Annotated in this window: 24 protein-coding genes; 5 read left to right on the forward strand and 19 right to left on the reverse strand. The window is 71.4% G+C overall.

Annotation, left to right across the window (positions count from 1 at the left end; translation table 11 throughout):
- Positions 1–492 precede the first annotated feature (492 nt).
- From tyrS to argC, 10 genes are read right to left on the reverse strand one after another with little or no spacing between them, the layout of a single operon-like run.
- Positions 493–1767 carry a tyrosine--tRNA ligase gene (tyrS, locus tag AB0I53_RS19705; RefSeq protein WP_358604571.1) on the reverse strand — a complete coding sequence of 425 codons (1275 nt, stop codon included), beginning with the start codon at positions 1765–1767 and terminating at the stop codon, positions 493–495.
- 33 nt (positions 1768–1800) lie between these two features.
- Positions 1801–2424, reverse strand: a complete 624-nt coding sequence (locus AB0I53_RS19710) for a DNA-3-methyladenine glycosylase (protein WP_358604574.1) — start codon at positions 2422–2424, stop codon at positions 1801–1803.
- A 34-nt stretch (positions 2425–2458) separates the two neighbouring features.
- Positions 2459–3880 (reverse strand): argininosuccinate lyase, encoded by a 1422-nt coding sequence (gene argH, locus AB0I53_RS19715; RefSeq protein WP_358604577.1) that lies wholly within the window; start codon positions 3878–3880, stop codon positions 2459–2461.
- On the reverse strand, positions 3877–4434 hold the full coding sequence (locus tag AB0I53_RS19720; protein WP_358604580.1) for an arginine repressor: 558 nt from the start codon (positions 4432–4434) through the stop codon (positions 3877–3879). The genes argH and AB0I53_RS19720 overlap by 4 nt, the downstream gene beginning before the upstream one ends.
- On the reverse strand, positions 4431–5357 hold the full coding sequence (gene argF, locus AB0I53_RS19725; RefSeq protein ID WP_358604583.1) for an ornithine carbamoyltransferase: 927 nt from the start codon (positions 5355–5357) through the stop codon (positions 4431–4433). Before argF ends, AB0I53_RS19720 begins: the two co-directional genes overlap by 4 nt.
- Positions 5357–6547 (reverse strand): acetylornithine transaminase, encoded by a 1191-nt coding sequence (locus AB0I53_RS19730; protein WP_358604586.1) that lies wholly within the window; start codon positions 6545–6547, stop codon positions 5357–5359. Before AB0I53_RS19730 ends, argF begins: the two co-directional genes overlap by 1 nt.
- Positions 6547–7464 carry an acetylglutamate kinase gene (gene argB, locus AB0I53_RS19735; RefSeq protein ID WP_358604589.1) on the reverse strand — a complete coding sequence of 306 codons (918 nt, stop codon included), beginning with the start codon at positions 7462–7464 and terminating at the stop codon, positions 6547–6549. The genes AB0I53_RS19730 and argB overlap by 1 nt, the downstream gene beginning before the upstream one ends.
- A complete protein-coding gene (gene argJ / locus AB0I53_RS19740) occupies positions 7461–8621 on the reverse strand; it encodes a bifunctional glutamate N-acetyltransferase/amino-acid acetyltransferase ArgJ (RefSeq protein ID WP_358604592.1) in 1161 nt (386 codons plus the stop codon). The genes argB and argJ overlap by 4 nt, the downstream gene beginning before the upstream one ends.
- A complete protein-coding gene (locus AB0I53_RS19745; protein ID WP_358604595.1) occupies positions 8618–9022 on the reverse strand; it encodes an ACT domain-containing protein in 405 nt (134 codons plus the stop codon). The genes argJ and AB0I53_RS19745 overlap by 4 nt, the downstream gene beginning before the upstream one ends.
- Positions 9019–10047, reverse strand: a complete 1029-nt coding sequence (gene argC, locus AB0I53_RS19750; RefSeq protein WP_358604598.1) for an N-acetyl-gamma-glutamyl-phosphate reductase — start codon at positions 10045–10047, stop codon at positions 9019–9021. The genes AB0I53_RS19745 and argC overlap by 4 nt, the downstream gene beginning before the upstream one ends.
- Before the next feature lie 217 nt (positions 10048–10264).
- Between argC and AB0I53_RS19755 the strand changes: the two genes are divergently transcribed.
- The 4 genes from AB0I53_RS19755 (at position 10265) to AB0I53_RS19770 (ending at position 13109) form a co-directional block, all read left to right on the forward strand.
- On the forward strand, positions 10265–10435 hold the full coding sequence (locus AB0I53_RS19755; protein WP_358604601.1) for a hypothetical protein: 171 nt from the start codon (positions 10265–10267) through the stop codon (positions 10433–10435).
- A 179-nt stretch (positions 10436–10614) separates the two neighbouring features.
- Positions 10615–11814: a histidine kinase gene (locus tag AB0I53_RS19760; RefSeq protein WP_358604604.1), complete on the forward strand. Its 1200-nt coding sequence runs from the start codon at positions 10615–10617 to the stop codon at positions 11812–11814.
- Positions 11787–12452: a response regulator transcription factor gene (locus AB0I53_RS19765; protein WP_358604607.1), complete on the forward strand. Its 666-nt coding sequence runs from the start codon at positions 11787–11789 to the stop codon at positions 12450–12452. The genes AB0I53_RS19760 and AB0I53_RS19765 overlap by 28 nt, the downstream gene beginning before the upstream one ends.
- A gap of 186 nt (positions 12453–12638) precedes the next feature.
- Positions 12639–13109 (forward strand): GNAT family protein, encoded by a 471-nt coding sequence (locus AB0I53_RS19770; protein ID WP_358604824.1) that lies wholly within the window; start codon positions 12639–12641, stop codon positions 13107–13109.
- Between the two features lie 1827 nt (positions 13110–14936).
- On the opposite strand, the gene AB0I53_RS19775 is transcribed toward AB0I53_RS19770, so the two are convergent.
- From AB0I53_RS19775 to infC, 9 genes are all read right to left on the reverse strand, one after another.
- Positions 14937–15083, reverse strand: a complete 147-nt coding sequence (locus AB0I53_RS19775) for a hypothetical protein (RefSeq protein ID WP_358604610.1) — start codon at positions 15081–15083, stop codon at positions 14937–14939.
- On the reverse strand, positions 15080–16333 hold the full coding sequence (locus tag AB0I53_RS19780; RefSeq protein ID WP_358604613.1) for an FAD-dependent oxidoreductase: 1254 nt from the start codon (positions 16331–16333) through the stop codon (positions 15080–15082). Before AB0I53_RS19780 ends, AB0I53_RS19775 begins: the two co-directional genes overlap by 4 nt.
- A gap of 102 nt (positions 16334–16435) precedes the next feature.
- The gene (locus tag AB0I53_RS19785) at positions 16436–17953 is read right to left on the reverse strand and encodes a helix-turn-helix domain-containing protein (protein WP_358604616.1); all 1518 of its coding nucleotides are present in this window, start codon (positions 17951–17953) and stop codon (positions 16436–16438) included.
- Positions 17954–18005: 52 nt separating this feature from the next.
- On the reverse strand, positions 18006–20498 hold the full coding sequence (gene pheT / locus AB0I53_RS19790; RefSeq protein ID WP_358604619.1) for a phenylalanine--tRNA ligase subunit beta: 2493 nt from the start codon (positions 20496–20498) through the stop codon (positions 18006–18008).
- 45 nt (positions 20499–20543) lie between these two features.
- Positions 20544–21605, reverse strand: a complete 1062-nt coding sequence (gene pheS, locus AB0I53_RS19795; RefSeq protein WP_358604622.1) for a phenylalanine--tRNA ligase subunit alpha — start codon at positions 21603–21605, stop codon at positions 20544–20546.
- A gap of 258 nt (positions 21606–21863) precedes the next feature.
- Positions 21864–22664 (reverse strand): RNA methyltransferase, encoded by an 801-nt coding sequence (locus tag AB0I53_RS19800; RefSeq protein ID WP_358604827.1) that lies wholly within the window; start codon positions 22662–22664, stop codon positions 21864–21866.
- A gap of 47 nt (positions 22665–22711) precedes the next feature.
- Positions 22712–23080 carry a 50S ribosomal protein L20 gene (rplT, locus tag AB0I53_RS19805; RefSeq protein WP_358604625.1) on the reverse strand — a complete coding sequence of 123 codons (369 nt, stop codon included), beginning with the start codon at positions 23078–23080 and terminating at the stop codon, positions 22712–22714.
- A gap of 90 nt (positions 23081–23170) precedes the next feature.
- A complete protein-coding gene (rpmI, locus tag AB0I53_RS19810; RefSeq protein ID WP_010313612.1) occupies positions 23171–23365 on the reverse strand; it encodes a 50S ribosomal protein L35 in 195 nt (64 codons plus the stop codon).
- An 83-nt stretch (positions 23366–23448) separates the two neighbouring features.
- Positions 23449–24042, reverse strand: coding sequence for a translation initiation factor IF-3 (gene infC, locus AB0I53_RS19815; RefSeq protein ID WP_093266843.1), 594 nt, complete (start codon positions 24040–24042; stop codon positions 23449–23451).
- Between the two features lie 295 nt (positions 24043–24337).
- On the opposite strand from infC, the gene AB0I53_RS19820 reads away from it, so the two are divergent.
- On the forward strand, positions 24338–24667 hold the full coding sequence (locus AB0I53_RS19820) for a DUF1844 domain-containing protein (protein ID WP_358604830.1): 330 nt from the start codon (positions 24338–24340) through the stop codon (positions 24665–24667).
- Positions 24668–24669 lie beyond the last annotated feature (2 nt).

Consider the following 24669-nt stretch of genomic DNA (forward strand, 5'->3'; position numbering starts at 1 on the left):
CCAAAACAGTCCGCTGTTGAGTTCTCAAAGAACACACCCACACCATCACCCAGTCCCACAATCAGAACTGGAGCTCCGGGGAGCATTTCCTCTTCGCGCTTTTGCTGTTGACCAGAGTAGCAGACCCTTTTTTCGGCATTTCCAGGGGGTCGCCCCACTGGATCACCGCCGAATTTCGGCTCGCTATTCCACCCGGCCGCAGCCAAGCACTGTTGTATCAAAGATCTGGCCGGAAACCGCAACCTCGTTGCGCGGACAACCAAGTCCGGCAGTCGAATTTCGATTTCCTGATCGGGACGCCCACTCTACCACCCGGAAGCAGGAGCTTGGTTCGCGACCCCGCGTCAGTGCCCGGTCCGTTTTTCATCGGCCCGTTCCGCGCTGACTTGGAATAAGTTACGCGTCGTTCAGCGTCGAGTCAAATCGGCTCGAATCAGCACCGGCGGAACCCGAACATGCAGCTCAGCGCCCCTTTCCGGTGCTGATTCCAGGCTAGTGCACGACCCGAACGCCCGCAGTGTGACGCTTGCCACGGCGGATTACCAGCCAGCGGCCGTGCAGCAGGTCGTCCTTGCTCGGCGACCACTCCTCATCAGCGATCTTGCCGTTGTTGACGTACGCGCCGCCCTCCTTGATGGTGCGTCGCGCCGCGCCCTTCCCGGTGGCGAGGCCGGTCTCGACGAGCAGGTCCACGATCGTCGGGGCGTCGGTGAGCCGGGCGTCTGCCGTCGGCACCGCCGCCATCGCGGCGTCCAGGGTCGCCTCGTCGAGCTCGGCGATCTCGCCCTTGCCGAACAGCGCCTGGCTGGCCGCGACGACCTTGCGGGTCTGATCCGCGCCGTGCACCAGCGTGGTCAGTTCCTCGGCGAGCTTGCGCTGGCCGGCCCGCAGCTGGGGCCGCTCCACAGTGCTCCGCTCCAGCTCGTCGATCTCCTCGCGGTCGAGGAAGGTGAACAGCCGCAGGTACTTCGCGACGTCGGCATCGGCGGCGTTGACGAAGTACTGGTACCAGGCGTACGGCGTCGTCATCGTCGGATCCAGCCAGACGTTGCCGCCGCCGGTGGACTTGCCGAACTTGCGGCCCTCCGAGTCGGTGACCAGCGGCAGGGTCAACGCGTGCGCCGCGGCCGACTCCTGCTTCCGGACCAGGTCGACACCGGCGATGATGTTGCCCCACTGGTCGGAGCCGCCGAGCTGGAGCCGGGTGCCGTACTTCCGGTACAGCTCCACGTAGTCGTTGGCCTGCAACAGCATGTAGCTGAACTCGGTGTAGGACATGCCGTCGGTTTCCAGCCGCCGCTTGACGGTCTCCCGCGCCAGCATCGTGTTGACCGAGAAGTGCTTCCCGATGTCCCGCAGGAACGCCGTGACCGGCAGATCGGCGGTCCAGTGCGCGTTGTTCTCCATGATCGCGCCGGTCGGCGAGTCGTCGAAGTCGACGAACGCGGACAGCTGGGTGCGGATCTTGTCGGTCCACTCCAGCACGGTGTTCTCGTCGTGCAGGTTGCGCTCGCCGACGTCGCGCGGGTCGCCGATCAGGCCGGTGGCGCCGCCGGCCAGGACCACCGGCCGGTGCCCGGCCTGCTGGAAGCGGCGCAGCGTCAGGATCGGGATCAGGTGCCCGGCGTGCAGGCTGGGCCCGGTCGGGTCGAAACCGGCGTAGAGCGTGAGCGGCCCCTGGTCGAGTTCCCGTCGCAGCGAGTCGAGGTCGGTGGATTGCGCGATCAGGCCGCGCCAGGTCAGCTCGTCAAGGATGTTCTCACTCACGCATCCAAGTCTCGCTCATGCGAGCAACCGGCTTTACGTCCGGGCCTGGATGCGGCGACGGCCGCCGCGCCGGTACGAGCTGACCGCCGAGGAGCCGTCCACCCAGGTCCGCCAGGGCAGGTCCATCGCGGCGGCGACGCCGACCCGGGGCCCGCTGCGGATGTCGTCCTCGCCGACCGGGGTGCCGTTGTACAGCCGGATGGGTGACTCCGGGTCGGTGAGGTCGACGCCGTTGTGCTCGCGGGTGATGCCGAGGACCCCGGCCAGCCGGGCGGGCCCGCTGGCGAGCTCGGCGTCCTTGCGGGCCGCCGGGCGGCGGGACCGGGCGAGCTCGGGACCCGTGGTGATCTCCCCGGCGCGCAACAGCACCGCACCGGGGACACCGTCGGTCAGGCACACGACGTTGATGCAGAAGTGCATCCCGTACACGAAGTACACGTACAGGTGGCCCGCCGGACCGAACATCACGGCGTTGCGCTCGGTCTGCCCGCGGTAGCAGTGCGACGCGGGGTCGTCCACGCCGCGATAGGCCTCAACCTCGACCAGGCGTACGCCGACCTCGCCCTGCGGCCCGTTCGACCTCAGCTCGCAGCCGAGCAAGCGGCGGGCCACCCACAGCGGATCGAGGGCAAGTTCGTCGCGTGTCACCTGACTCACAGGCAAGACACTACCGGTCGTGCCCAAACCGTGATCACTTAGACAGCCACTCGCGATGTTGCCGCACCCCGGCGGCGACGCGTTCGCGCTGCTCGGCCACCCGGTTCGGGGCCGTGCCGCCGTGCGCGTCGCGGGAGGCGATCGAGCCTTCGACGGTCAGCACCTCGCGCACCTGCGGGGTGAGCGCGGGGTTGGCCGCGGCGAGTTCCTCGTCGGTCAGGTCCTCCAGCCCGACGCCGCGGGCCTCGGCGGTGCGCACGCACTCCCCCGACGCCTCGTGCGCGACCCGGAACGGGACGCCCTGCCGCACCAGCCACTCCGCGATGTCGGTGGCGAGGGTGAAGCCGGCGGGCGCGAGTTCGGCCAGCCGCCCGGTGTGGAAGGTCAGGGTGCCGAGCATGCCCGCCATCGCGGGCAGCAGCAGCTCCAGCTGTTCGACGGAGTCGAAGACCGGTTCCTTGTCCTCCTGCAGGTCCCGGTTGTACGCCAGCGGCTGCGCCTTCAGCGTGGCCAGCAGGCCGCCGAGGTTGCCGATGAGCCGCCCGGACTTGCCGCGGGCCAGCTCGGCGACGTCCGGGTTCTTCTTCTGCGGCATGATCGAACTGCCGGTCGCCCAGGCGTCGTCGAGCGTCACGTAGCCGAACTCGGCGGTGTTCCAGATGATCACCTCTTCGGCAATGCGCGAGAGGTTCACGCCGAGCATCGCGAGGCAGAACGCCGCCTCGGCGGCGAAGTCGCGCGAGGCGGTGCCGTCGATGGAGTTGTCGACGGCGCCGGCGAAGCCGAGCTCGGCGGCGACGGCCTGCGGGTCGAGCCCGAGCGAGGAGCCCGCCAGGGCGCCCGAGCCGTAGGGCGAGTAGGCGGTGCGGGCATCCCAGTCGCGGAAGCGCTGGACGTCGCGCAGCAGCGCCTGGCAGTGCGCGAGGAGGTGGTGCGCCAGCAGCACCGGTTGCGCGTGCTGCAGGTGGGTGCGGCCGGGCAGCACCGCGCCGGGGTGGTTGGTGGCCTGGGCGACGAGGGCGTCGACGATGTCGAGGACGCCGGCAACGACGCGGCGGTTGGCGTCGCGCAGCCACATCCGGAACAGCGTGGCGACCTGGTCGTTGCGGGAGCGCCCGGCGCGCAGCTTGCCGCCGAGTTCCGGCCCGACGCGTTCCAGCAGGCCGCGTTCGAGGGCGGTGTGGACGTCCTCGTCGTCGATCACCGGCTTGAAGGTGCCCGCCTCGACGTCCGCGGCCAGGACGTCCAGGCCCGCGAGCATCCGCTCGAGTTCGTCGGCGGTGAGCAGCCCGGCGCGGTGCAGCACGCGGGCGTGTGCGCGTGATCCGGCGATGTCGTAGGGCGCCAGTCGCCAGTCGAAGTGGGTCGACAGGCTCAGCGCGGCCATCGCTTCGGCCGGGCCGGAGGCGAACCGGCCGCCCCAGAGCTTGGTGGGCTCGCTGCCTTGCTGCGTCACGGTGTTCCCTCGGTCAAGTGTTGGTCGTCGTGATCCATTGTGGACCGCGTCGTCTCGGCGTCCGCTTCGGATTGCCGTCCGCCCGCGGCCATGTCGCTGAACCGGTCGGCCAGCTGGTGCCCGGTGAGGGGCTCGCGGGCGACGATCATCACGGTGTCGTCGCCTGCGATGGAGCCCACCACCTCCGGCAGCGCCGCCCGGTCTATGGCGCTGGCCAGGAACTGCGCCGCGCCCGGTGGGGTCCGCAGGACGGTCAGGTTGCCCGCGCCGTCGGCGCCGACGAGCAGCTCGCCGAGCAGCCGGCTCAGCCGCGACGTGCCGCCCTGCACGCCGCGGACCGGGCTGCCGTCCTCGGGGATGACGTAGACCGCCGCCCCGCCGTCGGCGCCCCGCAGCTTGACCGCGCCGAGCTCGTCGAGGTCCCGCGACAGCGTCGCCTGGGTGACGTCGATGCCGTCGCCGGCGAGCAGCTTGGCCAGTTCGGTCTGGCTGCGGATGCCCATCGACGCGACCAGTTCGATGATGCGGGCCTGCCGCGCGACCCGGGTCGTCATGCTCGTCGCACCAGCCACGCCAGCAGCGCCTTCTGCGCGTGCAGGCGGTTCTCGGCTTCGTCGAACACCGCGCTGGCCGGGCCGTCGATCACGTCGTCGGTGATCTCCATGCCGCGGTGCGCGGGCAGGCAGTGCAGCACGCTGGTGTCGGTCTTGCCGGTGGCGGCCAGCAGTTCGGCATTGACCTGGAACGGCCGGAACGGGCTGACCCGGTCCTTGCCGTCGTTCTCCTGGCCCATCGACGTCCAGGCGTCGGTGACCAGCACGTCCGCGCCTTCGACCGCGCCGTTCGGGGTGTTGAACAGCTCGACGGAGCCGCCGGTCTCGGCGGCGCGCTGCTTGGCGGCCTCCAGCACCCAGTCCAGCGGCCGGAAGCTCTCCGGCGCGCCGATGCGGACGTGCATGCCGGCGGTGACGCCGCCGACCATCAGCGAGTGCGCCATGTTGTTGGCGCCGTCGCCGAGGTAGGTCAGGGTGAGGCCGGCGAGCTTGCCGTGCCGTTCCCGGATGGTCTGCAGGTCGGCGAGCACCTGGCAGGGGTGGAACTCGTCGGTGAGCGCGTTGATCACCGGCACCCGGGACACCGAGGCCATGGCGTCGATGCGGGCCTGCGCGAAGGTCCGCCACACCACGGCGTCGACGTAGCGGGACAGCACCCGGGAGGTGTCCTCGATGGTCTCCTCACGGCCGAGCTGCATCATCCGCCCGTCCACGACGACCGGTTGGCCGCCGAGCTGGGCGATACCGACCTCGAAGGACAGGCGGGTGCGGGTGGAGTTCTTCTCGAAGAGCACCGCGATCGACTTGGGCCCGGCCAGCGCGTCGGAGCCGAGCGGATCGGCCTTGAGCTGGTCGGCGAGGTCGAGGACCTCGGCCTGCTCGTCGGGCGTGAGGTCGTCGTCGCGGAGGAAGTGCCGGGGCATCAGTGGTTCTCCTTGGCAGCGTCGAGCAGCGCGGGCAGGGCGGCGAGCAGTCGCCGCACCTGGTCGGGCCGCACGATCAGCGGTGGGGCCAGCCGGATCGCGTCGGGCTGGATGGGGTTGATCAGGAAGCCGGCTTCCTGCGCGGCGGCGGCGATCTTGGCCGACACCGGCTCGGTGAGGCCGACGCCGATGAGCAGGCCCGCGCCGCGCACCTCGCCGATCAGCGGGTGGTCGAGCTGCTGCAGGCCGGTGACCAGGTCCTTGCCGACCTGCTCGACGTGTTCGAGCAGCCCGTCGGCGGCGATGGTGTCCAGCACCGCCAGCGCGGCGGCGCAGACCACCGGGTTGCCGCCGAAGGTGGTGCCGTGCTGGCCGGGGTGCAGCAGGTCGCCCGCGGCGCCGATGCCGATGCAGGCGCCGATCGGCAGGCCGCCGCCGAGGCCCTTGGCCAGGGTGATCACGTCGGGCACGACGCCGGTGCGCTGGAAGGCGAACCACGAGCCGGTGCGGCCGATGCCGGTCTGCACCTCGTCAAGCACCAGCAGCGCGCCGTTGCGGGTGGCGATCTCCAGGGCGGCCTGCAGGTAGCCCTCGGGCGGCACGACAACGCCGTTCTCGCCTTGGATCGGCTCCAGGAACACCGCAGCGGTGTTGTCGTCCACTTCGGACTCCAGCGCGGCCACGTCGCCGTAGGGCACGTGCACCACGCCGGGCGGCAGCGGCTCGAAGGGCTGCTGCTTGGCGGGCTGGCCGGTGAGCGCCAGGGCACCCATGGTGCGGCCGTGGAAGCCGCCGTGGGCGGCGACCAGCTTGGCGCGGCCGGTCAGTCGCGCGATCTTGAACGCGGCCTCGTTGGCCTCGGCACCGGAGTTGCAGAACAGCACCCTGCCCTGGCCGGTCGCGCCGGCCAGGTCGAGCAGCCGTTCGGCGAGCTTCAGGCCGAGTTCGTGCACGTAGAGGTTGGAGACGTGGCCGAGCTTGCCGATCTGCGCGGAGACGGCCTGCACCACGGCCGGGTGCGCGTGACCGAGCGCGTTGACCGCGATGCCGCTGAGGAAGTCCAGGTAGGTCTTGCCGTCGGCGTCGGTCAACTCGGCGCCCGAGCCGCTGACGAAGGTCAGCTTCGGCGTGCCGTAGTTGTCCATCATGGACGCTTGCCAGCGCTGCGCGCCCGCGGCGTTGGTGGTCATCAGTTCTCGCCTTCCGCTGCCTCGACTGGCAGCACCATCGTGCCGACACCGGCGCTGGTGAAAACCTCCAGCAGGACCGAGTGCGCGAGGCGGCCGTCGATGACGTGCGCCCGCGGCACCCCGCCGCGCACCGCGCGCAGGCAGGCCTCCATCTTGGGGACCATGCCGGAGGACAGGCCGGGCAGCAGTTCCGCCAGCTGGTCGGTGTCCAGGCGCGACACCAGCGAGCCGCGGTCCGGCCAGTTCGTGTAGAGGCCCTCGACGTCGGTGAGCACCACGAGCTTCTCGGCGCCGAGCGCGACGGCCAGGGCTCCGGCGGCGGTGTCGGCGTTGACGTTGTGCACCACGCCGTCGGCGTCGGGGGCGACGGTCGAGACGACGGGGATGCGACCGGCCTTGATCAGGTCGAGCACCGCGTCGGCGTTGACCGACACCACGTCGCCGACGAGCCCGACGTCCACGGCTTCGCCGTCGACCGTCGCGGTGCGGCGCTCGGCGGTGAACAGCCGGGCGTCCTCGCCGGACATGCCGACCGCGTACGGCCCGTGCTGGTTGATCAGCCCGACCAGTTCGCGCCCGACCTGGCCGACCAGCACCATGCGCACCACGTCCATGGTCTCCGGGGAGGTCACCCGCAGGCCGCCGCGGAACTCGCCTTCCATGCCGAGCCGGTCGAGCATCGCGGTGATCTGCGGGCCGCCGCCGTGCACCACCACCGGGTGCAGGCCGGCGAGCCGCAGGAACACCATGTCGTGCGCGAAGGCGCGCTTGAGCTCGTCGTCGATCATCGCGTTGCCGCCGTACTTGATCACGACGGTCGCGCCGTGGAAGCGCTGCAGCCACGGGAGGGCTTCGACGAGGACGCTGGCCTTCTCGGCCGCGGTGGCCAGCCGGTCGCTGGTTTCTTGCTTGGTCATGAGGAGTACGCGCTGTTCTCTTCGACGTAGTCGTGGGACAGGTCGGTGGTCAGGATGGTCGCCGCGTGCTCGCCGAGGTGCAGGTCCACGACGATCTCGATGGCGCGGCCGGAGAGGTCGGCCTCGCTGCGGTCGCGGGCCTTGGTGCCGTTCGCGTAGAGCGTGACGCCGTTGGTGGCGATCTCCAGCTTGGCCACGTCGATCTCGGCGTCGACCCGGCCGAGCGCCATCGCGATCCGGCCCCAGTTCGGGTCCGAGCCGAACATCGCGGTCTTGACCAGGTTGTCCTCGGCGATGGTGCGCCCGATGGCGACCGCGTCGGCCTCGCTGACCGCGCCGCGCACGGTGATGTCGATGGTCTTGGTGGCGCCTTCGGCGTCGTCCTGCAGCTGGCGGACCAGGTCGGTGCAGACGGCGGTGAGCAGCCCGGTGAAGTCCTCTTTGGACGGTTCGACGCCGGAGGCGCCGGAGGCCAGCACGAGGACGGTGTCGTTGGTGGAGGTGCCGCCGTCGACGTCGAGCCGGTCGAAGGTGACCCGGGCGGCCGCGCGCAGCGCCTCGTCGAGGTCGTCGCCGCCGATCACCGCGTCGGTGGTGACGACGCTGAGCATGGTGGCCAGGTTCGGCGCGAGCATCCCGGCGCCCTTGGCGAATCCGCCGACCGACCAGCCCGCGTCGTGCGCGCCGAAGGCCCGCTTCGGCTTGCTGTCGGTGGTGAGCACCGCCGTGGCCGCGTCGAGACCGGCCTGGTCGGTGGCGTCCAGCGCCTTCGCCGCGGTGTCCACACCGGACAGCAGCGCGTCCATCGGCAGCCGCTCGCCGATCAGGCCGGTGGAGCACACCGCGATCTCGATGGCGCCGACGCCGAGCACGTCGGCGACCTTCTCGGCGGTGGCGTGGGTGTCCTGGAAACCCTCCGGGCCGGTGCAGGCGTTGGCGCAGCCGGAGTTGAGCACCACCGCGCGCAGCTTGCGCTCCGTCAGCACCTGCTGCGACCAAAGCACCGGCGCGGCCTTGACCTTGTTGGTGGTGAACACTCCGGCGGCGGCCTGCCGCGGCCCGTCGTTGACGACCAGCGCGACATCGCGCGCGCCCGCGGCCTTGATCCCGGCGGCAATCCCGGCCGCCCGGAAACCGGCAGGTCCGGTCACGCTCATTGGTTCTCCTCGATATCCACGGTGTGCCCAGCGGAGGTCAGCACGTCGGCGGCCCGCTCGGCCGCATCGGCCGGGACCAGGATCCAGTCGGTGTCGAATGTGGACAGGGTGAAGACGCTGATCTCGGCGTCGGCCAGCGGAGCCAGCAGCGCCGCCAGCACGCCGGTCAGCGCGAAGTCCAGCGGGCCGTCGATCTCCAGCGCGCGGAACGGCCCTTCCACCCGAACGTCGGGCCCGGACTCGGCGGCCAGCGAGAACGGGAAGATGATGGTGCGGCCCGCGCTGGTGGTCAGGCTGCCGTGGATCGGCGCGGTGCCACCGGTCAACGCCAGGTTGGCGTGCGCCGGAACCAGGCCGACCGCCAGCTGCTCGGCGTGCAGCCGGAGCTTCAACGCGCTCATGGAGCCACCCCGACCAGCGGCAGCCCGGTGGTCTCGGGCAGCCCGATCGCGAGGTTCATGCACTGCACGGCGCCGCCGGCGGTGCCCTTGGTGAGGTTGTCCTCGGCGCCGACGATGATCAGCCGGCCGGCGTCCGGATCCACCGCCAGCTGCAGGTGGACGGTGTTCGCGCCGAGCGTCGCAGAGGTCTGCGGCCAGTGGCCCTCGGGCAGCACGTGCACGAACGGCTCGTCGCCGTAGGCATCGAGGTAGGCCTTGCGGGCGGTGTCCTCGTCAGCGCCCGCGCGCAGCGGAGCGGAGCAGGTGGCGAGGATGCCGCGCGGCATCGGGGCGAGGACCGGTGTGAACGACACCTTCACCGGCTCCCCGGCCGCGGCGCTGAGGTTCTGCACGAGCTCCGGCGTGTGCCGGTGCGCGCCGCCCACTCCGTAGACGCTGGCGGAGCCCATCACCTCGGCGGAGAGCAGGTGCGGCTTGAGCGCGCGGCCGGCGCCGGAGGTGCCGGTGACCGCGACGACGACCGCATCCGGCTCGACGAGCCCGGCGGCGAGCGCGGGGACGAGCGCCAGCGAGGACACCGTCGGGAAGCAGCCGGGGACGGCGACGCGGCGGGAGCCGCGGAGCCGGTCCCGGGCGCCGGGGAGCTCGGGGATGCCGTAGGGCCAGGTGCCGGGGTGTTCGCCGCCGTACCAGCGGTCCCAGTCGGTGGGGTCGTTGAGCCGGTGGTCGGCGCCGCAGTCGATGACGACCGCGTCGTCGCCGAGTTCGGCGGCGATGGCCGCGGAGTGGCCGTGCGGGAGCGCGAGGAAGACGACGTCGTGGCCGGCGAGCTCGGCGGTCGTGGTGTCGGCGAGCACGCGGTCCGCCAGCGGCAGCAGGTTCGGGTGGTGCTGCCCGAGTTTGCTCCCGGCGTTGCCGCCCGCGGTCAACGCGCCGATCTCCACCTCGGGGTGCGACAGCAGCAGGCGGAGCAGTTCCCCGCCCGCGTAGCCGCTAGCCCCGGCAACTGCCACTCGAACCGTCATGCGGATGATTATGCACTCCGATGCAACATTAATCAAACGGGCGGCCGTCACGCGGCGAACGGCCCGTTCACCCCAATCCTCCCACCGCGTGGCACCCGAACGGGCGGCAAGTTTCCGGCGGCGGCGACCGGGCCCGGCTCCGCTCGATCAAGGGCGGGACGAACTGATCTTCTTGGCGCAACGTGCCCTTCGGGCCCGGGAGCAAAGGGGCGCGCCGGTGGTGTCCAGGCCAACCGACGTGCCCAGAGCCGGATACACCGGGATGCTCGCCAGCGGCGGTCTCGGGCTCGCCGGGCTGATCACGCTCGCCCTGGTCGTGGCGCTGCCGGTCGTTGGGCTTCGCGGTGCTGGTCGGCGCCGCGCTCACGGCCTCCCGGTCGATCCGTGAGCGCCCGCGATCCTGGTCCACCACGCGCTGATCCGTCATCTCCCGCCGTCGCAACGGGTTTTGCCCCCGCAGCCTGCTGCGGGGGCGGCTGGGCGACGAAAGTCCGGCGTTGCCCGACGAAAGTCCGGACCTGCGCCGCGACCGGCGTCCTGGCGCCGCACCCGCCATACGATTCCCGGATGACCGATGTCTGCACTGGCGGGCGCATGCGGCGCTGGCTGCCGTTCATCGCCGCGGCGTTCGCGATCCTGGGCGCCGCCTTCGCGCTCGCCGTGCTGCCGGGGCCGCCTGCCGCCCTCGCTCCGCCGATCGCCGTCGGGCTGCTGGCTCAGCTGGCCGCGACGGTGCTGGTCGCGCGCCTGCCCACGCACCGGCACATCGGCTTGGCGGCTGTCGCCGTCGTCGCAGGAGTGATGCAACTGGCCGACTCGCCTTGGCGAGCGCTGCTGGTCGAGCAGGGCGTGATCTGGGTTCCGCTCGCGCTGGCGTGGGCCACCGTGCTGGTGGTGGAAGATGCGCGCACGCCGCGGCAACTGCGCATCTCGGGCGCGATCCTGCTCGGGTACCTGCTCGTCGTCGGGGTGCGGGCGACGCTCGACGGAGACTCGGCCCTTGCCGCCGTGTTGAGCGCGGCCGGCCCCGTCCTCGGCGGCGTGAGCGTCAGCTTGGCCCGGCGGCTTCGCCAGGCCCGCCGCGACCGCGTCGCGGCGCTGGCCCGCGAGCGGGCCGCCGCGATCCGCGAGGCGCGCGAGCAGGAACGGCAGAAGGTGGCGGCGGAAATGCACGACACGCTCGGACATGTGCTCACACTGCTGGTGTTGCACGCCAACGCCCTCGCGGTCACGACGACCGAGGGCAACGCGCGGCAGGCCGCGGAGCAGATGAGCCGCCTGGGCACCGAAGGACTGGCCGAACTGCGGCAACTCCTGGACCTGCTGGGCACTTCCGGTCACGCCCCGCCGCCGGAGGTGGCGGAACTGGTCGACGAGGCGCGCGCAGCCGGCCAGTCCGTGCAGCTGGTGCTGGCGGAAGAATTCGCCGCGGTGCCCCAGTCCCTCGCGCGCACCGTTCGGCAGGTGGTGCGGGAAGGGCTGACGAACGCCCGAAAGCACGCGCCAGGAGCCGAAGTCCTGGTCGAGATCAAGGTGGCCGACACCATCGACGTCCTGGTGCGCAACGGCCGCGGCGAACCAGATCCCGGCCCTGGCAACGGAATTGGGCTCGCCGGCCTGCGGCGACGGGTCGCGCTGCTCGGTGGGCACTGCGAGCACGCACCGACCGGCGACGGCGGCTACGCTCTGCGGGCGAGCCTGCCTGCGGGCGGATCAACCCCTGACGAGCGGGATGGCACGTGGACCGAGCTGGCGCAACTGCCGTGACCGGCGACGCCGTGCACGTCGTCGTGGTGGACGACGAGTCGATGGTCTGCGAATTCCTCGGCATCATCCTGTCCGCCACCGGGCAGATCGTGGTGGACGCGGTGGCACACGACGGCGCCGTCGGCGTCGAAGCCGCGGCGCGTCACCGGCCCGACGTGGTCCTGATGGACTTGCGGATGCCGGGGATGGACGGCGTCACCGCCACCGCGAAGATCCGCGCGCTGCCCGATCCGCCGGTCGTGGTCGCGATGACCACGCTCGACACCGACGAGCACGTGCTGGGCGCCCTGGACGCGGGGGCAACCGGCTTCCTGCTCAAGACCACTCCCCCGGCGCAGCTCGTGCCGCTGGTGGTCGCCGCCGCGACGGGCGCGTCGGTGCTCTCCGAAGAAGCGGCGCAGCGGCTGCGGAAACGCCGCGAGGCGGAGCCCGTGTCGCGGCCCGACCCCGAGCTCGCGGCGCTCGGCGAGCGGGAGCGGGAGGTGCTGGCGCTGGTCGCGGAGGGCTTGCCGAACGCGGACATCGCCGCCCGGCTCTACCTCAGCGAAGGCACGGTGAAAGGCCACGTCTCGCGGCTCATGACGGTGCTCGGCTGCGAGAACCGGACGCAGCTCGCGCTACGCGCCGTGCGCGGCTAGCGACCGAGTGTTCCGGCACCCCGCTTCGAGTTCGGCGCGGCTCGCCCGGCATCATCGTTGCCGATGACGATGACCCCACCCCGCCCCGGCACGGGTGCCCGCCGTTCGGCGTCGATCACGACGTCGGGCCCGGTCGGGCAGCGGGTGTGGTTGCGGCGCGTCGAGCCGGCCGACCGGCGCACCCTGATGCGGTTCGACCGGGAATCCTCCGACACCCACTACCCGAAGTTCGACGGGTACCGGCACTGGGGAGCACACCGGGCGCACCACGCCGACTCCGGCGACGACATCCAGCTGGCCATCGAGACGCTGCGCGACCGGACGCTGGTCGGCTCGCTGTGCGCCAGCCAAGCCGAACCCGGTTCCGGCCGGTTCAGCTACGGCATCGGGATCGGCCCGCAGCACCGCCGCCGCGGCTACGCCGACGACGCGATCACCGCCCTGCTCGCGTACATGTTCGGACGGCTCCGCTACCGCAAGTGCGAGGTCGGGATCTACGACGGCAACCTGGCTTCCCTTGCGCTGCACGGCAAACTCGGCTTCCGCGAGGAAGGCCGCCTGCGCGACCCGGAGTTCCTGTGCGGCGGGGCCCAGTACCTCGTGCTGATGGGCATCACGGCAACCGAGTTCGGGGCCCACGACCTCACTCGCCGATGACCGGCGGCGCCGACTCCGACAGGTCGGTGCCGAAATGGTCCTGCTTTCCCGGGTACTGGGAGCCCTGGCGTTCCTGCTCTCCGAACGACCAGGCGCCACCACCCGAGATGGCCGCCCCGGCATCGGTAGCAACCCAGGTGCGCGCCCGGGTACTCGTCGCCCGCCCGTGGCCGTCCTGTTCCAGCCTGCCGATGAGGTACTTCTGCAGGCCGTTGAGATCCAGTTCCCCGCTGGGGCGCACGAAGCGCTGCACGTCGCGCACGAACGTGACGACCATCGACACCGACGAATCCCGTGCGGCCTCGACGAACATGTCGAACCAGGACTGCGCGGTCACGGCGTCGACGTCGCACGCCGCCGCGCAGTGCTCCAGGGCGGCCGGCAACCAGCGGTGCGCGGCCCAGCACAGCCGGTGGTAGTACTCCTCGACCAGCAGCGCCCGCCATTCGCCGTCGTACCACAGATTCGCCCGGCAACCCGAGTTCCCGGCGGCACCGTTCGAAGTGCTCGGCCAGCGTTTGGTGGCGCAGGCGGAAACGCCTCGGAGCGCGACCGCGTTCGTAGCGCACCATCGTCTCCCGAACCACCTGGTGGTACTGGAGACGACCCTGGCTCTCGTGCACGAACGGCCGGTCGCGCAGCCAGCGGAACAGCTCGGCCGTGCCGTCCGCAGCGCCCAACGCGGCCAGGATGTCCTCGTCGAGGCCCCGGGGCAGCGCGGCCAGCACGGCGTCCTCGCGGCGCTGCTGGTCGGGAACCCAGTTCAGGAACCGCGCCACCGCCATCCCCGTCGGGTCGTGCGCATCGTGCCCCGACTCGGCCAAGGTGGCGACCAGCAGCGGGAGACCACCCGACAGTTCGAGCACGACGTCCACCAGGCCGGGATCGAGGACTCCCCTGCGATTCAGCAGGGTTCTGGCTTCCTCGGACGTGAACGGGTCGAGCCGCCAGGTCACGGTGATCGACGAGTACTCGCCCCAGCTGTTGGGATCGAGCGGGTGCTGTCCGGCGATGCCGAGGAGCAGGTTGAGCGGGAGTTCTCCGTAGTGCCCCTGCAGCATGCGCAGCAGCCACGGCTCGATGACCTCGGAGGTCCTCTCGTAGTTGTCGAACAGCATCACCAGCTGCCGGTGCTGGGCGATCTTCCGCAGGTCGTCGACGAGGAACGGAGTGAGCTCCTCGACGGGCGACAGCAGCAACCGGACATCGGCCTGGCTGCCGAACTTCCGCGCGAGGTAGCCCCGGCACTGCTCCATCCACGCCTGGAGCTTCTCCGGCGGGACGGCGTCGGCGACCGGCCCGAGCCCCGGTGCGGCCATGCGCACCACACCGAGGCCGAACCGGATCGCCGTCGACATCACCAGTTCCCGGGCCTCCGACGGCGCCTGCGGATCGGACAGCACGTCGTCGTGCCTGCCTTCGTATTCCTTGAGGCGCTGGGCGAAGCTGCGGGTCTCGCCGCCCTGCCCGGCCAGCTGGCGGGAGATCGCGCCCATCGCCGCCACCAGGTTCGACTCGTTGTCGTCGGTGACCGCGACCAGCGCGTCGTGCTGCAGCGAGGTCTCCCGGAGCTGGCGCAGCAGGAACGTCTTGCCGATACCCGCCTGCCCGTGCAGGCCGAACACGAACTTGCGGTCCACCGGCGGCAATTGCAGGTTCGTGCGGAAGACGCTGCACTGCAGACTGCGGCCGACGAACTCGTTGCCCTGCCGCTGCCGCAGGATCTCCTGCAGGCTCCGCGCACCCCCGGCTCCGACCACCCGGACATCCTGCCAGGAAGTCGATCGGCTGAGGTGCGGTTCGGGAGAGATCCACTTCGGCCGCGCGTCAGCCTGGTACGACTCGGCTGCGCCGCTCCAGGGCGTATTCCGTGGCGATTCGCAGCAGCATCTCCTTTTCCACTCGTAGCAGCTGGTTCTCGCGGCGGAGGCGGTCGAGTTCCGCTCGTTCCACGGCCGTCAGGTCGGTGCTCATCGCAGCGGGTCGAACGGCTGCAGGAGCGCCGGGCGCTTGCCGGTGGTGATCTGCTCCGCCAGCAGGCGCCCGGTCAGCGGGCCCAGGGTCAGGCCCCACATGCCGTGGCCGCCCGCGACGTAGACGCCGGACATCTTCGTCGCGCCGATCAGCGGCAGGCCGTCGGGCGTCACCGGTCGGCCGCCGACCCACTCGTCGCGGCGTTCGTCCCAGCCGACGCCCTTCAGCAGCGGGCGCGCGGAGCGCACGATCGCTTCGATGCGGCGGCGGTCCAGCGGATCGTCCGCCGAGCGGAACTCCATCGTTCCCGCCACCCGAAGGCCGCCCTGATACGGCGTGCAGGCCACGCGCGCCGCGGGCAGGTAGATCGGGCCCGGAACCGGCTGCTCGGTCGGTACCGTGAACGAGTAACCGCGCCCGGCCCGCACCGGCGTCCGGACGCCCAGTGGTTTCGCCAGCCGGCTCAGCCACGAGCCGGTGGCCAGCACGACCACCTCGGCCGACACCCGCTCGTCCTGCTCCGACTTGACGGTCACCTGCCCGGAGCCGCGCAGCACCTCGCGCACGCGGAACCCGGTGCGCAGCGTGCCGCCGCGCTCCACCACCGACTTCGCCAGGCTCCGGGTGAACTCGCCGGGATCCACGTAGCGCTGCCCTTCCACCCGCAGCACCGCCGCGATGCGCGACGACAGCTGCGGCACATCGACGTCCGAAGTGGACAGTTCGCGGACCTCGACCTCCTGGCCGCAGCGGCGGATCTGCTCGAACTCGTGCCGCAGCTCGGCGACCTGCTCGGGCTTCTCGAACGCCGCCGTGATCGGCGCGGGCACGGTCGGCGCGGACACGCCGCCGGCGGTCAGCGAGTCGAAGGCGTCCAGGCACTCGGCGTTCATCGGGACGAACGCGCGCATCGACCGCTGCCAGGCCCGGGGCGTGCACCGCCGGGCGAAACCGGCGAGGAACGACCACAGCCCGGGATCCACCGAGGTCGGCACGTACAGCGGCGCGTCCCGGTCGAACAGCGACCGCAACCCGTAGCGCAGCACGCTCGGCTCCGGCAGCGGGATCGAGAAACCCGGCGAGAGGTAGCCGGCGTTGCCCCAGGACGCACCGGCCGCCACGTCCGTCCGGTCCAGCACCGTGACCTCGACGCCGTGCTCCTGCAAGAACCAAGCGGTCGACAAGCCGACCACACCCGCGCCGATCACCACGGCCCGGCGCGGAACCCCGTCGATCCCGTCCTCGCGCATGCTTCCTCCTCGAAACGTCTTGAGGTGGAGCCTGCCCGCGTCGCGCCGCCGCGCCAGTGTCGGAATCGCACAAATCGTGGCGGCCGGATTGGCCGGAACCGACTACACGGCGAGCGCGATGATCATCGCCAGCCGGGCGTCGGGATCGTCCAGGGCCAGCGGCGTCAGCTCGGCCATCTTCCGCATCCGGTACCGGACCGTGTTCGGGTGGACCTCCAGCCGCGCCGCCGCGGCACCCAAATCGCCCTGGCACTCCAGCCACGCCCGCAGCGTCTCGACGTAGCTCGTGCCGTGCTCTCGGTCGTGGCGGCGGAGCTCGACGACGGGACCGCGATCCGGCGCCCGCCCGGTCGACGCGGCGTGCCGCAGCCGCCGCAGCAAGATCTCGTGCCACGCCTCGTCGTAAACCACGGCCGCGACCCGGTCCGCCCGCGTCGCGTGGATCGCCAGGCTCTCGTCGGCTTCCTGCCTGCTGTCCACCAGCTGCGCCGGCTCGGCCGGGCCACCCACGCCGACGAGGACCGTCGCATCGCCGGCGAGTTCCCGGACCAGGGCCCGCGCCCATTCGCACGCCGGCTCGGCGTCCTCGTGCGGCAAGATCGTGTAGACGGTGTTCGCGAACAGCGCGCTGCGCCCCGGCCGCGACCAGCCGAAACCGGTCGTCGCCCGCTCGAAGGCGAGCAGCGGGGCGGCCTCCGGCGCGCCACCGGTGTGCACCTGCACCGCCACCACGCGGTACCTCGCACTGCGCAGGCCGAGGCGGCTCAACACCGCGGCGGGGTCCTCGTGTCCCTCCAGCAGCCCGGTGACCAGGTCGGATTCGACCTGCCGCTCCAGATCCGCGCTGGCCCGCGCGCGGAGCAGGTGCAGCGCCGCGGTGCGCGCCCCGCTGACCAGCGCGGCCTGGTGCGCGTCCGTGAGCGCGTGCTCCGTCACCACCCAGATCGAGCCCAGCAGCTCCTTGCCCGCGCGGACCGCCACGACCGCCCGGCCGTGCAGGGATTCCGGCTCCAGCGGCGCCACGAAGAGAGGTTCGTCGGAGGTCTCCAGGTGCCGGAACACGCCGCGCTCGGTCAGCTTCCGCCGGATCTCCGCCGGCACCCGCCGCCCCAGGATCGTGGCCAGGCGGGCCCGGTCGGCGCTGTGCTGCCGACTGGAGTACGCGAGCACGCCGGAGCGGTGGTCCTCGATCGTCACCGGGCCGCCGACCGAGTCCGCGAGCGCGTCGGCCAGTGCGAACAGGTCGGTCGGGCCCCGCCCCGCCTCGGTTTCGCGGCCTTCGAGCACCAGCCCGTAGATCACGCCCGCCAGCTGTCCCCACGACACGGCCGGGTCGACGAGCACGACCGTCACGTCTCGGTCGCGAGCCGTCGCGAGCGCCTGCTCGCCGAGATCGGTGCAGCGCAGCACGACCACTTCGGCGCGGGTATTCGAAAGCAGCTCCGCCGCACCGTCGGCGTCGACACCGACGGCGAGCAGGACGTCCTCACCGCCTGCGGCGGGATCGGCCGGGTCGTGCAGCGCCACCGACCGCAGTTCCGTCGACCTGGTTCGCGGGGCGTTGCCCAACCGGGCCCCGAAGCCGCCGAGAACGTTGATCAACCGATCCAGCTTGACCACGGCCGCTCCTCGAAACTGGGGCCCGGATCACCGGAATCCGGGCCCCCGACAATCAGGCGCGGAGGCTGGCGCCAAGGCGCTCGGTGGCGGCTCGCACCGCCGCGTCGCGGGCCTCGGTGGCCTCCTCCTGCTTGAGCGTCCGGTCCGAAGCGCGGAAACGCAGCGCCAGGGCCAGCGACTTCTTGCCCTCGCCGAGCTGCTCGCCCTCGTAGACGTCGAACAGCCGGATGTCCTCCAGCAGCTCGCCGCCGCCGGCGCGGACCGCGTCGATCACGTCGGCCGCGGCCACGCCCTCGTCCACCACGAGGGCGATGTCCATCAGCACCGGCGGGTACGCCGAGATCTGCGGCGCCGGGCGGCGATCGGTCAGCGGCAGGGCGTCCAGGTCGAGCTCCATCGCGCAGGTCCGCTTCGGCAGGCCCAGCGCCTCGACGACCTTCGGGTGCAGCTCACCGGCGTGACCGACGACGACGTCACCGGCCTTCAGCTGCGCGCACCGGCCCGGGTGCCACGGCGCGAGCTCGCCCGCGCGCACGGTCAGCTCCACGCCGGCGGCCTCGGCGACGACGCGCGCGGCCTGCACCGCGTCCGCCCAGTTCGCCTCGCGGCCCTTGCCCCACCAGCCGGCCTGCTCGCGGTTGCCGCCCAGCATCACGGCGACGTGCGTCGGCTGCGCCGGCAGCGACGCGTGCAGCGCGGCGAGCTCCTCGTCGCTGGGCCGCCCGGCCACGCCGACCGCAGGCACCGCGGGCTGGTTCTCCGCGGGCTGCACGACCTGTCCGATGTGGAACAACGCGAGATCGCGCTGGCCTCGGGAAACGTTGCGCTGCAAGGTTTCCGCCAGCCCGGTCAGCAGCGTCGTGGTCAGCAGCGACCGGTCGCTCTCCAACGCATTGAGCACCGTCATGGTGCGCCGCCGCGGATCGTCCTCGGCGAGGCCGAAGTCGTCCAGCGTCGCCTTGCCGACGAACGGGAACGGCAGCACCTCGACGTAGCCCTCACCGGCCAGCGCGCGGGAGACCGCGCGCTCGCGGCGCTGCTCGGCGGTGAGCCCTCGTCCGGGCGGCGCGGCGGGCAGCACCGAGGGGATCGTGTGGTACCCCTCCAGGCGCAGCACTTCCTCGACCAGGTCGTACGGCTGCTTCAGGTCCGGCCGCCAGGTCGGCGGCGTCGCGGTGACCAGGCCGACGCCCTCGTCGGACGTGCCGACCTCGATGCGGCAGCCGATCTGGCCCAGCCGCCGGGCGGTCACGCCGCGGTCGTAGTACACCCCGGCGATCTTGTCCGGCAGCGCCAGCGGCATGGTCACCGGCTTGGGCTGCGTCGGCTCGCCCACGTCGGTGCGGCCCGGCGCGATGGTGCCCTCGCCGTAGCGGACCAGCAGCTGCGCGGCCAGCTCGGTGGCCACCGCCGCGATCGCCGGGTCCACCGTCCGCTCGAAGCGCTTGCCCGCCTCGCTGGGCAGCTTGTGCCTGCGGATGGTGCGGGCGATGCTGGCCGGATCCCAGTTCGCCGCCTCCAGCAGCACGTCATGCGTGTTGTGGCCGATCTCGGTGGACTCGCCGCCCATCACGCCCGCCAGTGACACCGGGCCGGTGTCGTCGCAGATCACGATGTCGTCCGGGTCCAGCTCGCGGCTCAGACCGTCCAAAGTGGTCAGCTTCTCGCCCTGCTCGGCGCGGCGCACCACCAGCGCACCAGTCAGCTTCCCGGTGTCGAAGGCGTGCAGCGGCTGGCCGAGCTCCAGCATCACGTAGTTGGTGACGTCCACGGCCAGCGAGATGGACCGCATCCCGGCCAGCGCCAGGCGGCGGCGGAGCCACCACGGGCTCGGCGCGGTCGGGTCGACGCCGGTGACCCGGCGCAGCACGAACCGCGAGCAGGCGCTCGGGTCGCGCAACTCCACCTCGCGCGAGGGCCGGTCGTCGGCCGGGACCGGGCGGGTGCCCGGGTCGCCGAACGGCACGTCGAGCGCGTTGGACAGCTCGCGAGCCAGGCCGCGCACCGAGAAGCAGTAGCCGCGGTCCGGGGTGATGGCCAGCTCGATGATCGAGTCGTCCAGCCCCACCAGCTCGACCGCGTCGTCCCCGGGATCGGCCGAGCCGGGCGGCAACACCAGGATGCCGTCGTGGTCCTCGCCGATGCCCAGCTCCTTGGCCGAGCAGATCATGCCCTCGCTGACCTTGCCGTAAGTCTTGCGCGAGGTGATCTCGAAGTCGCCGGGCAGCACCGCACCGGGCAGCGCGACCACCACCAGGTCGCCCTCCTGGAAGTTGCGGGCGCCGCAGATGACGTCCTGCACCTGCTGCTCGCCGGACTCGGTCGCACCGACCTCGACCTGGCAGAACCGGATCGGCTTCTTGAACTCGGTGAGTTCCTCGATCGCGGCGACGCGGCCGGCCACGAGCGGGCCGCGCACCTGGGTCAGGTGGGCGACCTCCTCGACCTCCAACCCGATCCGGATGAACGCTTCGGCCAGCGTCTCCGCGGTCGTCTCCTCCGGCAGCTCAAGGTGCTCGGCCAGCCAGGAAACCGGAATCCGCACTTGGTCAGGCCTTTCTCTCGTTCAGGTGGGTGGTGTCGGTGGGCATCAGATGCCGAACGGCTGGGTGAACCGGACGTCGCCCTCGACGATGTCGCGCATGTCCGGGATGCCGTTGCGGAACTGCAGCGTGCGCTCCAGCCCCATGCCGAACGCGAAGCCGGTGTAGACCTCGGGGTCGACGCCGCAGGCGCGCAGCACGTTCGGGTTGACCATGCCGCAGCCGCCCCACTCGACCCAGCCGGCGCCGCCCTTCTTCTCCGGGAACCACACGTCCATCTCCGCCGACGGCTCGGTGAACGGGAAGAACGACGGCCGCAACCGGGTCTTGGAGTCCGGGCCGAACATCGCCCGGGCGAACGCGTCCAGCGTGCCCTTGAGGTGCGCCATCGTCAGGCCCTTGTCCACCGCAAGGCCCTCGACCTGCGAGAACACCGGAGTGTGGGTGGTGTCCAGCTCGTCGGTGCGGAAGGTGCGGCCGGGGCACACCACGTACACCGGCAGGTCGCGCTCCAGCAGCGAGCGGATCTGCGACGGCGAGGTGTGGGTGCGCAGCACCAGCCCGGAGTTCTCCGGCCCGACGTAGAAGGTGTCCTGCATGCTGCGGGCCGGGTGGTCCTTGCCGAAGTTCAACGCGTCGAAGTTGAACCACTCGGTCTCCAGCTCGGGACCCTCGGCGACCTCCCAGCCCATCGCCACGAAGGTGTCTTCGACCTGCTCGGCGAGCTGCGTGATCGGGTGCCGCGCGCCGGCCGGGACGCGGTCCCAGGGCAGCGTGACGTCGACGGTCTCCTCGCGCAGCACCCGCTCGTCGCGCTCGGCCTGCAGGGCTGCGCGGCGCTCGTCGAAGGCGCTCTGGATCGCCTCGCGGGCCTGGTTGACGCGCTTGCCCGCCTCCGATCGCGCCTTCGGCGGCAGCGCGCCGATCTCCCGGCGCGCGGTCAGCAGCGGCGAACGGTCCCCGAGGTGCGCGGGCTTGACGGTCGCCAGCGCATCGAGGTCGGTGGCCGCGGCGAAGGCTTTGCTGGCCTCGACCACCGCGCGGTCCAGCGTCTCCGGCGACAGCGCGGCGACCTCTTTCGGGTCGTACGGGTCGTTGGCTCCAGACATCGTTAGTGCGTGACTCCCGTTGATCCGACAGGCATCAGTACCCGATTCCCGGACCGGTGGCCCGGGGGCGGCGAACCTGCTCGTTGGCATACGACTCAAGCCGCAAGCTGACCCTCAGATTCTATGCGACGACCCCAACCGCTTTTCGCGGAGATCCGGTGCCGACACGCGCCCCGGGACCCGGCCGGTTCGCGATTTCACGCGAAATCGTCAACTTCCCCGAAGCGCGTGCGGCGATTTCGCGTGAAATCGCCGCGCTCAGCGGTGCTGGGCGCGGGCGGAGGCGTAGAGGCAGACCGCCGCGGCGGTGGCGAGGTTCAGGCTTTCGGCGCGCCCGTACAGCGGCACCCGCAGCGTGGTGTCCAACTCGGACTTCACCTCGTCCGGCAGGCCGTGGGCCTCGCTGCCGAACACCCACGCCGTGGGTTCGGCGAGCTCGCCGTCGCGGTCGGCCGTGTCGAGATCGCCGGTGGCGTAGCCGTCGGCGCCGACCAGCCGGAGCCCGGCCGCGCGGCAGGCGGCGAGCACGGCGGAGACGTCGCGGTCCCGCGCGACCGGCAGGTGGAAGAGGCTGCCGGTGGATGCCCGCACCGCCTTGCCGTTGTAGGCGTCGACGGTGTCGCCGGCGAACAGCACGGCACCGGCCCCGGCCGCGTCCGCGACCCGGACCACCGTGCCGGCGTTGCCCGGGTCGGCCACGCCGACCAGCACCGCGACCAGCTTCGGGCGTTCGGCGAGCGCGGCGGACAGCGCGGTGTCCGGCAGGTCGCAGACCGCGACCAGGCCCTGCGGGGTGACGGTCTCCGACAGCGACGCTGCCGCCCGCTCGGTGACCACGTGCACCGGCACCGACTCGGCGCGCGCCCGGTCCAGGAACTCTGCGTGCCGGAGCTGCTCGGTGGCGAAGACATCGCGCACCCGCAGCACCCCGGCGGCGTGCGCGGTCAGCGCCTCGCCGACCGCCTGGGCGCCTTCCGCGAGGAACGCACCGGCCTTCTCCCGGCCGGCGCGGCGGGTGAGCTTGCGAGCGACCGCGACCCGGGACGATCGCTCCGTCAGCGGAGTCGTCGTCCCGGGTCGCGGTGCAGCGGAGGGGCCTTCGGTGATCAGGCCACACTCTCCGGCAGGTTCTTGCGCGCCACCTCGACCAGCGCGGCGAACGCCTGCGGGTCGTTGACCGCGAGCTCGGCCAGGATCTTCCGGTCGACCTCGACCTCGGCGGCCTTCAGGCCCTGCACGAACCGGTTGTAGCTCAGGCCGTGCTGCCGGGTCGCGGCGTTGATGCGGGTGATCCACAGCTTCCGGAAGTCACCCTTGCGGGCCCGCCGGTCGCGGTAGGCGTAGGTCATCGAGTGGAGCATCTGCTCCTTGGCCTTGCGGTACAGCCGCGAGCGCTGACCGCGGTAACCACGGGCCGACTCGAGAATGGTCCGGCGCTTCTTCTGGGCGTTGACTGCCCGCTTGACGCGTGCCACGGGGTCCGTCCTGTTATCTCATCGGGGGCGGGGAACCGCCCGTGCGGGAAGCTGGAACTGCGTTGCCGACCTGCTGTCGCAGGCCGGGTTTCAGCGACCCAGCAGTCGGTTGATGCGCTTGACGTCGGCCTTGGCCACCGCTTCGGTGCCCTCGAGCCGGCGGGTGACACGGCTGGACTTCTTCTCCAGGATGTGCCGACGACCGGCCTGCTCGCGCCGCAGCTTGCCCGTGCCGGTCACCTTGAAGCGCTTCGAGGTGCCCTTGTGGGTCTTGTTCTTCGGCATCTTCTCGTCCTCGTTTCGTACTGATGCCGGGCGGGGGCGCGGACTGCGTCCCGGCCCGGCGTCACATCACGAGCCCTGCGGACTTAAGCGTTCGCCTTGGGCTTGGTCTTGTTCGTCTTGTGCGGCGCGAGAACCATGATCATGTTTCGGCCGTCCTGCTTGGGGTTGGCCTCGATGAATCCGAGTTCGGAAACGTCGTCGGCCAGTCGCTGCAGCAGGCGGAAGCCCAACTCGGGACGCGACTGCTCACGACCACGGAACATGATCGTCACCTTGACCTTGTGACCCTGGTTGAGGAAGCGGGTCACGTGGCCCTTCTTCGTCTCGTAGTCGTGCGGGTCGATCTTCGGCCGGAGCTTCTGCTCCTTGATGACGGTCTGCTGCTGGTTGCGACGCGATTCGCGAGCCTTCTGCGCGCTCTCGTACTTGAACTTGCCGTAGTCCATGAGCTTGCAGACCGGCGGGCGCGCCTGCGGGGCGACCTCGACAAGGTCCAGATCCGCTTCCTGGGCAAGCCGGAGCGCGTCCTCGATGCGGACGATGCCGACCTGTTCACCGTTCGGTCCGACCAAGCGGACCTCCGGAACCCGGATGCGGTCGTTGATGCGCGTCTCGGAGCTGATGGGCCCTCCTCGGTTCGATGGCTTAGTAACTGCACCGCGGCGCGTAGAGCTCACCCCGGAATGCAGAGGTCCCGTCGGCTTCCGCTCTCGCGGACCGCGGGACCCTGACTCCAAACCGATCGAACCGGTACCGCAATACCGTTCGTGCCGCCGATGGCTCTCGCCGTCGGCAGGACCGGAACCCGGAAACCTGTGGCGGCTACTCGGGTGGGAGCGGGACTCCACTTTGCCGCCCCCGCCTGCGCAGGGGCTGGTCGTGCGTGTCAGGGTAGCAGGCGTGACCGAACCGCAGCCAACCCCGCCCCCGAACGCGTCCGACCTGCTTGGTGAGCCGGTACCCGACGCGGATATGGAATTCAACGTCCGCGAGCTCGCGGATGTTCCCAGCGTCGAGGTGATCAGCCGGGCGTCGGTCATGCTGATGTCCGCGGCCGCGGAGAAGCTCGGGCTGGCCGCCGAGGACCCGGACACCGCGGCGGAGCGCGATCTGGACGAGGCGCGTCGGTTGATCACCGCGCTGGCCGGGCTGGTCACCGCTTCCGTCGAATACCTGGGGCCGCACGCGGGCCCGATCCGCGACGGACTGCAGACCTTGCAGCGCGCGTTCCGCGAGGCCTCCGCCCACCCGGACGCCCCGGGCCAGGGCCCGGGCGAGAAGTACACCGGCCCGGTGTACTGAGC

This window comes from Saccharopolyspora sp. NPDC050389, assembly GCF_040655595.1.
Classification (GTDB): Bacteria; Actinomycetota; Actinomycetes; order Mycobacteriales; family Pseudonocardiaceae; genus Saccharopolyspora.

Coding starts and splice junctions, on each gene's coding strand:
- AB0I53_RS19720 (WP_358604580.1), bottom strand. CDS start 4,434: ATGACGACCCGGGTCGCGCGGCAGGCCCGCATCATCGAACTGGTCGCG.
- AB0I53_RS19775 (WP_358604610.1), bottom strand. CDS start 15,083: ATGAGCACCGACCTGACGGCCGTGGAACGAGCGGAACTCGACCGCCTC.
- argJ (WP_358604592.1), bottom strand. CDS start 8,621: ATGAGCGTGACCGGACCTGCCGGTTTCCGGGCGGCCGGGATTGCCGCC.
- AB0I53_RS19780 (WP_358604613.1), bottom strand. CDS start 16,333: ATGCGCGAGGACGGGATCGACGGGGTTCCGCGCCGGGCCGTGGTGATC.
- rpmI (WP_010313612.1), bottom strand. CDS start 23,365: ATGCCGAAGAACAAGACCCACAAGGGCACCTCGAAGCGCTTCAAGGTG.
- argF (WP_358604583.1), bottom strand. CDS start 5,357: ATGCCCCGGCACTTCCTCCGCGACGACGACCTCACGCCCGACGAGCAG.
- argB (WP_358604589.1), bottom strand. CDS start 7,464: ATGACCAAGCAAGAAACCAGCGACCGGCTGGCCACCGCGGCCGAGAAG.
- AB0I53_RS19745 (WP_358604595.1), bottom strand. CDS start 9,022: ATGAGCGCGTTGAAGCTCCGGCTGCACGCCGAGCAGCTGGCGGTCGGC.
- AB0I53_RS19820 (WP_358604830.1), top strand. CDS start 24,338: ATGGAATTCAACGTCCGCGAGCTCGCGGATGTTCCCAGCGTCGAGGTG.
- AB0I53_RS19760 (WP_358604604.1), top strand. CDS start 10,615: ATGACCGATGTCTGCACTGGCGGGCGCATGCGGCGCTGGCTGCCGTTC.
- AB0I53_RS19770 (WP_358604824.1), top strand. CDS start 12,639: ATGCGGTTCGACCGGGAATCCTCCGACACCCACTACCCGAAGTTCGAC.
- pheS (WP_358604622.1), bottom strand. CDS start 21,605: ATGTCTGGAGCCAACGACCCGTACGACCCGAAAGAGGTCGCCGCGCTG.
- argC (WP_358604598.1), bottom strand. CDS start 10,047: ATGACGGTTCGAGTGGCAGTTGCCGGGGCTAGCGGCTACGCGGGCGGG.
- AB0I53_RS19730 (WP_358604586.1), bottom strand. CDS start 6,547: ATGACCACCAACGCCGCGGGCGCGCAGCGCTGGCAAGCGTCCATGATG.